This is a genomic window from Microbacterium sp., from assembly GCF_003248605.1.
GTDB lineage: Bacteria > Actinomycetota > Actinomycetes > Actinomycetales > Microbacteriaceae > Microbacterium.
Window position 1 is genome coordinate 1 of sequence record NZ_QFPF01000099.1, and the last position, 9422, is coordinate 9422.

Annotated in this window: 10 protein-coding genes and 1 pseudogene; 1 reads left to right on the forward strand and 10 read right to left on the reverse strand. The window is 69.9% G+C overall.

Annotated elements, in window-relative coordinates; genetic code table 11:
* Positions 1-321, forward strand: a pseudogene (locus DI573_RS11975) (maltose alpha-D-glucosyltransferase); the annotation flags it as partial.
* 149 nt (positions 322-470) lie between these two features.
* Here the strand turns inward: DI573_RS11975 and DI573_RS11980 are convergent.
* The 10 genes from DI573_RS11980 to DI573_RS12025 all read right to left on the reverse strand — a co-directional run.
* Positions 471-1319, reverse strand: a complete 849-nt coding sequence (locus DI573_RS11980) for a fumarylacetoacetate hydrolase family protein (RefSeq protein WP_292814519.1) — start codon at positions 1317-1319, stop codon at positions 471-473.
* The gene (locus DI573_RS11985) at positions 1316-1726 is read right to left on the reverse strand and encodes a RidA family protein (RefSeq protein WP_292814522.1); all 411 of its coding nucleotides are present in this window, start codon (positions 1724-1726) and stop codon (positions 1316-1318) included. Before DI573_RS11985 ends, DI573_RS11980 begins: the two co-directional genes overlap by 4 nt.
* A 14-nt stretch (positions 1727-1740) precedes the next feature.
* Complete coding sequence (locus DI573_RS11990; protein ID WP_292814525.1) at positions 1741-4155, reverse strand: bifunctional salicylyl-CoA 5-hydroxylase/oxidoreductase; 2415 nt, start codon at positions 4153-4155, stop codon at positions 1741-1743.
* A gap of 31 nt (positions 4156-4186) precedes the next feature.
* Positions 4187-5068, reverse strand: coding sequence for an acyl-CoA thioesterase domain-containing protein (locus DI573_RS11995; protein WP_292814527.1), 882 nt, complete (start codon positions 5066-5068; stop codon positions 4187-4189).
* A complete protein-coding gene (locus tag DI573_RS12000; RefSeq protein ID WP_292814530.1) occupies positions 5065-5508 on the reverse strand; it encodes a cupin domain-containing protein in 444 nt (147 codons plus the stop codon). The genes DI573_RS11995 and DI573_RS12000 overlap by 4 nt, the downstream gene beginning before the upstream one ends.
* A gap of 20 nt (positions 5509-5528) precedes the next feature.
* Positions 5529-5732 (reverse strand): hypothetical protein, encoded by a 204-nt coding sequence (locus tag DI573_RS12005; protein ID WP_292814533.1) that lies wholly within the window; start codon positions 5730-5732, stop codon positions 5529-5531.
* A gap of 20 nt (positions 5733-5752) precedes the next feature.
* On the reverse strand, positions 5753-7087 hold the full coding sequence (locus tag DI573_RS12010) for an AMP-binding protein (RefSeq protein ID WP_292814536.1): 1335 nt from the start codon (positions 7085-7087) through the stop codon (positions 5753-5755).
* Between the two features lie 87 nt (positions 7088-7174).
* Entirely contained in the window at positions 7175-7930 is a 756-nt protein-coding gene (locus tag DI573_RS12015; protein ID WP_292814538.1) for an alpha/beta hydrolase, read from the reverse strand.
* A 3-nt stretch (positions 7931-7933) separates the two neighbouring features.
* Complete coding sequence (locus DI573_RS12020) at positions 7934-8437, reverse strand: flavin reductase family protein (protein WP_292814540.1); 504 nt, start codon at positions 8435-8437, stop codon at positions 7934-7936.
* Positions 8434-9422 (reverse strand): aminotransferase class V-fold PLP-dependent enzyme (locus DI573_RS12025; RefSeq protein ID WP_292814543.1); only part of this gene is annotated, 989 nt, incomplete at its 5' end. The genes DI573_RS12025 and DI573_RS12020, both read right to left, overlap by 4 nt.

A 9422-nucleotide genomic window follows, 5' to 3' on the forward strand; every position in this document is an offset into this window, starting at 1 on the left:
CGGGAGCACGGCGTGGCGATCGAGACGCAGATCGACGTACCCGACGTCGCCCACCCCGGCATGCTCGTGCTCGTGCACCGTCTCGACGACGGGCTCGGCGACGAGGGCGCGCCGATCCAGCTCACGGTGCTGAACTTCACGGCGGAACCCATCGAGGGAACCGTCCACAGCGAGCAGCTGCCTGTGCGGCACGCCGTGGTGGACGCGCAGACGCACGAGGTGGTCAGCCGGGTCGACGATCTGCAGAGCTTCATCGTGCACCTCGAGCCCTACGGCGGCCTGTTCCTGCTGCTCACCGAGGAGGAACCGGCGGCGTCCTGACGGACGGGCGCGTGCGGACTGACGCGGCACCTGTGCCGTGCGGGGTGTGTCCCACTTTCTGTCGCCCTGGCGGCTCGCCAGCGACAGAAAGTGGGACACCCAAAGGAGCGGGTGCGGGGGTCCGGGCGGGGTGCGGGGTCAGGCCGGGATCAGGCCGGGTCGAACACGCGCAGGGTGTTGCGCAGGGCGCCGATACCCTCGACGCTGACGACGACGTGCGCGCCGTCGTCGAGGTAGCGCGGCGGTGTCATGCCCTGCCCGACACCGCCTGGTGTGCCCGTGGCGATCAGATCACCCGGGCTCAGCGTCACGATGCGCGACACGTACGCCACGAGGTCGGCGGGGTCGAACACGAGATCGGATGCTGTCGCGTCCTGCACGCGCGCCCCGTCCACGGTGGTGGTCAGCCGGGGCGCCTGCGGCATCTCGTCGGGCGTGACGAGGACCGGGCCGAGCGGCGTGGAGTCTTCGAAGGTCTTGCCCTGCAGCCACTGCGTCGTGCGGTACTGATGCCCGCGCACCGTCACATCGTTCATCGCCGTGTACCCGGCGATCGCCGAGCCCGCCTGTTCGCGATCTGCATGGCGCACCGTCGCGCCGACGACCACCACGAGCTCGGCCTCCCAGTCCACGGTGTCGGCCGCTTCTCGCGGGATGAGGATGTCATCGCCCGCCCCGATCAACGCCTCGGCGTACTTCGCGAAGAGCGTGGGGTGCTCGGGCACCTCCCGGCCCATCTCGACGATGTGCTCGCGGTAGTTCAGCCCGACGCACACGATCTTGCCGGGAGTCGGCACGACCGGCGCGAACGCCGAGATCGACAACGACGAGAGGGGATGCCGTGGCCCGGCCGCCGCGGCCGCGCGGGAACGCCAGTCGGGTCTCGAGAGCAGTGCCCCGACATCCGGCATCCCGTCGATGACGATGGCCACGCCCTCGGCGGGATCGATGAGCGCGGCCGAGGTGCCGCCGGACAGGCGGAGTGTGGCGAGCCTCACGCGGCGGCCCCGCTCAGCACGGCCACACCGGCGATCTCGATCATCGCCTCGGGCTGCCAGAGACGCGTGATGCCGATGCCCGCCATCGCGGGATAGTGCGCGCCCGCGAGTTCGCGCCAGGCCGCACCGATCTCACGCCCGTGCGCCTGATAGTCCTCGACGTCGGTGAGGTAGATGGTCACGCTCACGAGGTCGGTCGGCACACCCCCGGCCTCGGCGAGCGCCGTCAGGAGATTCGCGAATGCCTGACGGAACTGGGCGACGATGTCGCCGTCCACGATCGATCCGTCGGGCAGCATCGCCGTCTGGCCCGCAAGGTGCACGGTGTCCGTGCCCGACGCGACGACCGCGTGGGAGAAGCCCGAGGCGCGGGCGAGAGAGGTCGGGTTGACGAGGCGATGCGACATGGGCGTCTTTCGGATCAGTGCGCGACCGCAGCGGCGGCCACGCTCTCGGTGTTCGGGAGGGACTCGGACGGGGCGGAAGGGGTCCATCGTCGGTGCACGAGCGCATCCGGCTCCGCGACCCCACCCAGGTGCAGGCGTGGACGCACGGCGTCGGTGCGCGCGGTCGGGGGCTTGCGGCGCCCCGCGCGGTACGGCAGCGGCCACGCGGCGCCCGGCCCCCGGTAGTCCTGCTCGGCGGCGGCGTGCAGCGTGAACTGCGGGTCGTAGAGATGCGTGCGCCCGAGGGCGCAGAGGTCGGCGCGGCCCGCGAGGATGAGCGAATTGACATCGTCGTGCGACGAGATGGCCCCGACCGCGATGACCGGCACCCCGCGCCGCGCCGCCACCCGATTGCGGATCGCGTCGGCGAACGGCGCCTGGAAGCTGCGTCCGTACGCCGGCGCCTCGTGCCCCACGACCTGCCCGCTCGAGACGTCGATCGCGGCCGCACCGTGGTCGATGAAGGCGGACGCGATCGCGACGGCGTCATCGATCTCGACGCCACCCGGCGCCCAGTCCACCGCGGACAGACGCACCGTCACGGGGATCCGCTCCGGGAGCGCCGCGCGGACGGCGTCGAAGACCTCGAGCGGAAAGCGCAGCCGGTTCTCGAGCGACCCGCCGTATTCATCGGTGCGGCGGTTGGCCAGGGGTGAGAGGAAGGAGGAGAGCAGATAGCCGTGGGCGGCGTGAACCTCGACGAGGTCGAAGCCCGCCGAGTCCGCTCGCTGCGCCGCCGCCGCGAACTCGGCGATGATCGTATCCATCTCGGTGCGCTCGATCTCGCGCGGCACGGCGCCGTCCTCTTTATAGGGCACCGCGGACGGACCGACCGGCTGCCACCCGCCCTCGTCGAGCGGCTCGTCGATGCCCTCCCACATGAGGCGTGTCGAGCCCTTGCGCCCGGAATGGCCGAGCTGGGCCCCGATCTTGGCGTCGCTGTGGGTATGCACGAAGTCGACGATGCGTCGGTAGGCCGCGGCCTGCTCGTCGGTGTACAGGCCCGTGCAGCCGAGGGTGATGCGCCCGGTGGGTGAGGTGCCGATCATCTCGGTCATCACCAGCCCTGCTCCGCCCTGCGCCTTCGAGCCCAGGTGCACGAGGTGGAAGTCGTTCGGCACGCCCTCCGTGGCCGAGTACATGTCCATGGGCGAGACGATCACGCGGTTGGCCAGTTCGAGCTCGCCGATGCGGGCCGGCTGGAACATCGCGGGGGCGGGTCGACGCTGCCCGACCGCGGCCGCGAAGTCGGCGTCGATCAGGGCGGCGAAGTCGGGATCGCGCAGCGCCAGACCTTCTCGGGTGATCCGCCGGCTGCGGGTCAACAGATTGAACGCGAACTGCAGCGGCCCCTGACGCGTGTACTGACCGATGTTCTCGAACCACTCCAGGCTGGCTTGGGCCGCGCGCTGAGTCGACAGGACGACGGGCCGGCGCTCACCGTCGTAGGCAGCGAGAGCGGATGCGACATCCGCGTTCTCGTTCATCGCCGCCGCCAGAGCCAGCGCGTCCTCCAGCGCGAGCTTGGTGCCCGATCCGATGGAGAAGTGCGCCGTGTGCGCGGCGTCACCCACGAGCACGACATTGCCCCGATGCCAGCGGTCGTTGCGCACCGTCGTGAAGGTCAGCCACCGCGAATTGTTGGCCTGGATGCCGTGCCCGCCCAGCTCGTCGGCGAACAGCTCGGCGATGCGGGCGATCGACGCCTCGTCATTCTGCCCCGCCCGCAGATCGGACGAGGCGATGTCCGCGAAACCCCGTTCCCAGACGTCGGGATGCATCTCGACGATGAGGGTGCTCTGCTCGGCGGAGAAGGGATACCCGTGGATCTGCATGACACCGTAGGGCGTCTGCTTCACGACGAAGGTGAACGCCTCGAAGACCCGATCGGTGGCGAGCCAGATGTACTTGGATCGGCGGGGATCAAGGGAGGCGCCGAAGTCCGTGGCATAGCGGGCCCGCGTAGCGGAGTTCAGGCCGTCGCTCGCGACCACCAGGTCGTACTCGGCCGAGAGCTGCTCGACGTCGGGGGCGACCGTGCGAAAACGCACATCGACACCGAGGGCCTCGCATCGCGCCTGGAGGAGTTGCAGCAGGCGTTTCCTGCTGAGCGCCGAGAAACCTTGGCCTCCCACCTGCACGACCTCGCCGCCGTAGTGGATGTCGATGTCGTTCCAGTGCGCCATCTCGGCCGCCATGCCGGCGAGCATCGCGGGATCGGCTGCTCGGATGCCCGCGATCGTCTCGTCACTGAAGACCACGCCGAAACCGAAAGTGTCGTCGGGGGCGTTGCGCTCCCACACCGTGATCTCGTGGGTCGGGTCGAGCTGTTTCATGAGGACGGCGAAGTAGAGGCCGCCGGGGCCTCCTCCGATGATGGCGATGCGCACGCGTGCTCCTCGGTGATGTCGGATGTCGGGGTCAGCGCGCGGAACGGCGCCGGATCATGCCCTGCTGGGCGACGGAGGCGAGGTGCACGCCGCCACGAGTGTGGAATTCGCCCCGCACGAGCGCGCGGCCGTGCGCGAAGGAGGTCGCCGTCAGGGTGCACAGCACCCAGTCGTCGAGCCGCGCGTCCGCATGCAGCCACATCGAGTGGTCGAGACTCGCGGTGACCAGGTCGGTATCGGCCCACGCCAGCCCCTGCGCCTTGAGCACCGGTTCGAGCATCGCGTAGTCGCACACGTAGATCAGGGCGAGGCGGTGCAGCGCGGGGTCATCGGGCAGCGACCCGAGAGCGCGGATCCACAACCGCACCTCCGGAGCGCGATCCTCGGCGGGGACGTCGTAGTGTGCCTCGCCGATGTGCCGGACATCGAAGCTGCGCCCGTCCGCCCAGTAGCGCGCCGCCGCGCCCTCGAGGTGCGCGACGCGCTCGGCGCTGCTGGGCACCTCGTCGGGAGGGGGCACGTCGACCGGCATCGCCGCGGCGATGACGTCGGAGCTCTCGCCCGTGTGGAAGGAGCAGATCGCGGTGAAGACGATGGCACCGTCGGCGGAGGCGAGCACCCGCCGGGACGAGTACGAACGACCGTCGCGCAGTGTCTCGACGTCGTAGCGAAGATCGGCCCCGATCGCCGCGGGCGCGACGAAGACGGAGTGCATCGCGTGCAGCGTCCGGTCCGCCGTCACGGTCATGGTGGCCGCGGCGGCAGCCTGCGCGAGCAGATCGCCGCCGTAGGCCTTGGGCCAGGGCACAGGCTGGGTCGTCGCAGTGAAGGCCGATGTGCGAGGTGGTTCCGCGACCGCCCGCGTCAGCGGGCGCAGGGCGACGGCATCCAGGAACCCGACGGTGCCGCTCATGAGCGGCGGAAGCCGACGAGCAGATCGTCGGCGACGTCGGGAAGATTGACCACGATGTTCTCGGGTGTGCGCGCGGTCAGCCACACCAGGTCGTCGGTCGTGCTCATGTTGGCCTCGACGTGCGGCATGAACGGCGGGACGAAGACGAAGTCGCCCGGTCGCATGTCGATGAACTGCGCGAAGTCCTCGCCGAAGTAGATGCGTGCCGAGCCTCGCAGCACGTACCCACCCGTCTCGGCCTCGCCGTGATGGTGCGGCAGCGAGCGGTACCCGGGATCGTTGCTGACCTGGCCGAACCAGATCCTCGTCGCCGGAGTGTGCTGCGCGCTCACGCCGGAGACGCGGTGGGCGCCACCCGAGTCAGGGGTGTCACCGTGGAGCTCGGCTCCGCGCGTGACGACCGGCACGACGGTCGGGATGTCGGCTGCGACATCGTTCATGATCTGCTCCTGGTGGGGCGCTACGCGCCGAGGTCGGTGAGGTGTTCGAGGGTCAATCCGAGGTCGGTCACCGCGACCCCGAGCGCGGCGACACCGGACAGCAGCGCCGCCCGCGTCGAGGGAGCGAGGTCGTCGGCACCGGCGAAGTCCTTGACCTCGCGATAGACGGCGAGCAGGCGCGTCTCGGCGTCGGTGAGCGGCGTGCCGATCAGGTCGGTGGTCATCGTGGTCCTCTCTGCGTCCCTCATGCGACCGGGCGACGATCGGTGAGGCGACGGGCCTTCAGCTCGTATCGGGGGAGTGTCGTGGGTGCCGCGCGGCGGACGTGGAAGCGAAGTCCCTCGTGCGCATCGGCGAGCTCGCCCTGCAGCGCGAGCTCGAGCGCCGGCCAGTCGGCGTCGACGATGCCGGGCACCGTCTCGACGTGCAGGGTGATCTCGTCCCGGATGCCCTCGCGTGTGATCTCGACCTGGAACTCGTCGACCTGCGGGAACTGACGGACGATGCCCTCGACCGCGCGCGGGTAGACGTTCGTGCCGCGCACGAGCTTCATGTCGTCGACCCGCCCGATGATGCCGCCTTCGTAGAGGTCCCACGTGCGACCGTTCGCGGCGACCGTGTGCGGCATCTTCACGACGAGGTCGCTCGTGCGATAGCGCAGAAGGGGGATCATGCCCCGCCCGAACGACGTCGTGACACGCTCGCCCGCCTCGCCGTACGGCAGCTCGTCGCCCGTTGCCGGGTCGATGACCTGCTCGATGAAGTGGTCCTCGATGATGTGGCAGCCGCCGGGCTGGTCGGCGGGTTCGAACATGAAGATCGTCGAGATCTCGGTCATGCCCGCCGTGTCGAAGACCTTGGCGCCCCACTGTGCCTCGATGAGATCGCGGGTCGCCGCGGGAGTGGGCTCGCCCGAGAGGATGATGATGCGCACGGGGGACGCACGAAGATCGATCCCCAGCGATTCCGCTTCCTGCGCCATGCGCAGGGCGTAGGTCGGGGTCGACGCGACGACCGTCGCGTTGAAGTCGATGATCTGCTTCACGCGCACGGGGGTCGACTGGGCGCCGCCCGGAATCGTCAGAGCGCCGAGCTTCTCGAGCCCGTTGTGCAGGCCCCAGAACCCGATGAACGAGCCGTAACCGAACGCGACGTATCCGATGTCGTGCGGCCGCACTCCGGCACCCCACAGCGCATAGCACCACATCTCCGCCGACCACGACCAGTCCTTGCGGGAATCCAGGGCTCGCAGGGGCTGTTTGCCGCTCGTGCCGCTCGTCGTGTGCAGACGGATGGCCGACTCGGGGCCGGCGACGGGAAGCTCGCCGAAAGGCGGGTGCGCGGCCTGGCTCTGCATCCACTCGTCGCGCGTGAGGAACGGGATGCGCGCGATGTCGTCCCACGTGCGCAGCTGTTCGGCGGCGAAGCCCGCCGCGGCGAACGTGCGGCGGTAGAACGGGCTGCGCTCCTGCGCCCACGCGGCGACCCGGCGCAGCTTCGCCAACTGCAGCGCGCGCAGATCCTCGCGACCGAGCGTCTCGGTCTTGGGGTTCCAGTACGGCGACGTGGAAGGTGACATGGCCGTGGCTCCTCGCATCGGGTCGGCGCCGCTGTGGCGACGTTCCGAATGTATCGCGCTCGTGACGACCGTCACTTTTCTGGCATGTTACGTTTCGGTTTCGGCCGCCTCAACCATGCCGTTGAGCACGAGAAGGAGCTGGGAATACGCGGCCTCGAGCGGATCGATGAGGTCGTAGTGATCCGCATCCTCGATGACACGAAGATCGATGCGCGCCGCACGCATGGCATACACGCGGCTGTAGTCGATCGGCACCTCGGCGTCGCGATCGCCGTGCAGGAGCGCCAGAGCGCACGCCGGCAGCGTCGCGCGCAGGGGGTCCGCGCTCGCCAGCAGGTGGGGCGTCGGGTTGGTGGTGCCGAACAGGTCTGCGACCGCGCCTCGCGAGAGGCCCGCTGCGTGCGCGCTCGTCAGGTCGAGCACGCCGGCGAGGGAGACGGCGCCCGCCAGACGAGCATTCTCGACCGCGGCGAGCAGTGCGAGGTGGCCTCCCGCCGAGTGCCCGACGACGACGACGCGCTCGGGTGCGCAGGCCCCCACGAGCGCGGGAACATCGCGGACGATGTGCGCGGCATCCGTCATGGTTCCCGGCCAGCCGCCCCCGTCATCGCCGACACGTCGGTATTCGGGAAGCGCCACCTGCCAGCCGTCGCCGGCCAGCGCCGCGGCGAGGGGGCGCAGGTGCCGGCGATCATACGCGGCGCGCCAGAATCCGCCGTGCAGCAGAAGCGCGAGCCCCCGCGCCACCCCTGGCGGATCGTAGACGTCGACCACCCCGGTCGTGCCGTCGGCATACCGGAGCACCCGGTCGGGGTCCGGAGCGGGACGCTCGAGGACGTGCACGGCTCAGTCGCCCTCGTGCACCCGCTTGAACGACGACCCGTGGAAGACCAGTGGCCCGAGCTCGGGGTTCAATCCGAGGCCGCTGACCTCGAGCAGCACGAGGTGGTGATCGCCGGCGGGGACTTCGGAGTAGATCCGACACTCGAGCCAGACGGGCGAGCCCAGCAGCAGAAGGGCGCCGGACTCCGCAACATGGGTCTCGACGTCATCGAAGCGCCGGGCACGGTCCTTCGATGCGATCTGGCGGCAGATCGCTTCGTGGTCGGACGCCATCACCGAGACTCCGATGCGCTCGGCGCGTCGGATGATCGGCCACGTCGTCGAGCTGTTCTGCACGGCGAAGGACACCAGCGGCGGGTCGAGCGATACCCCGACGGTGAACGACGAGGCCACGAGCGCCTCGGGCGCACCGTCCACCACGGCTCCGATGCACGCCACCCCCGAGGGGAAAAGCGCGAACGTCTGGCGGAGCAGTGCCGTGTCGGGCAGATGGCGTTGCAGGGTCATGCGATCGACTCCGGCTCGGAGGTGGCGGCGATCTCGGGCTCGCGCAGCGCGGCGGCGATCGCCGCGATCGTCGTCTCGACCTCGGCGAACGACGTCGACAGCGGCGACATGCCCAAGCGGATGCCCGACGGCGGGCGGAAGTCCGGCAGGATGCCCTCCTGCCACAGCCGCGGCACGAGCTCGGCGAACCGGGGGTGATCGACCGTGATGTGTCCGCCCCGCACACTCGCATCGCGCGGCGACGCGAGCACCGCACCGAGCGGGACCAGGTGCCGGTCCACCTGCGCGATGGCGTACTCGGTGAGCGCGATCGATTTCGCCCGGATCGCGGCCATCCCCGCCTCCTCGATCAGCTCGAGCGTGGCCTGCATGGCGAGCATGCCGAGGATCGGCGGTGTTCCGCTGATGAAGCGACGGATGCCGTCGGCGGGCTCGTAGCCCTGGCCCATGCGGAAGGAGTCCTTCACGCCCATCCATCCCTGGATCGGCTGGACGGCGTCCGGGATCAGATCGGCACGCACGTAGAGGAACGCGGGCGAGCCCGGACCGCCGTTGAGGTACTTGTACGTGCACCCGGTCGCGTAGTCCACGTCCCAGGCATCGAGTTGGATCGGCATGACGCCGACGGAGTGACAGAGGTCCCAGACGACGAGCGCACCGGCGGCGTGCACGGTCCGGGTGATGCCAGGCACATCCGCGACGTAGCCCGAACGGTAGGCGACGTGACTGAGCACGACCACCGCCGTGTCCTGACCGATCACCCGCGTGACATCACTCGCCGTGACTCCGGCTCCGGCCTCGGTGTCGATCCATCGGATCGTCCGGCCCGCCTCGGCGGCGATGCCTTCGACGATGTACCGATCCGTGGGGAAGTTTCCGCGATCGATGACGATCCCACGGCGGTCCGGTCGCGCGGCGAGAGCGGCGCGGATGAGCTTGTAGAGCGAAACCGTCGTCGAGTCGCCCACGATCGTCTGACCGGGAC

Coding starts and splice junctions, on each gene's coding strand:
- DI573_RS12010 (WP_292814536.1), bottom strand. CDS start 7,087: ATGTCACCTTCCACGTCGCCGTACTGGAACCCCAAGACCGAGACGCTC.
- DI573_RS12000 (WP_292814530.1), bottom strand. CDS start 5,508: ATGAACGATGTCGCAGCCGACATCCCGACCGTCGTGCCGGTCGTCACG.
- DI573_RS12005 (WP_292814533.1), bottom strand. CDS start 5,732: ATGACCACCGACCTGATCGGCACGCCGCTCACCGACGCCGAGACGCGC.
- DI573_RS11995 (WP_292814527.1), bottom strand. CDS start 5,068: ATGAGCGGCACCGTCGGGTTCCTGGATGCCGTCGCCCTGCGCCCGCTG.
- DI573_RS11985 (WP_292814522.1), bottom strand. CDS start 1,726: ATGTCGCATCGCCTCGTCAACCCGACCTCTCTCGCCCGCGCCTCGGGC.
- DI573_RS12020 (WP_292814540.1), bottom strand. CDS start 8,437: ATGACCCTGCAACGCCATCTGCCCGACACGGCACTGCTCCGCCAGACG.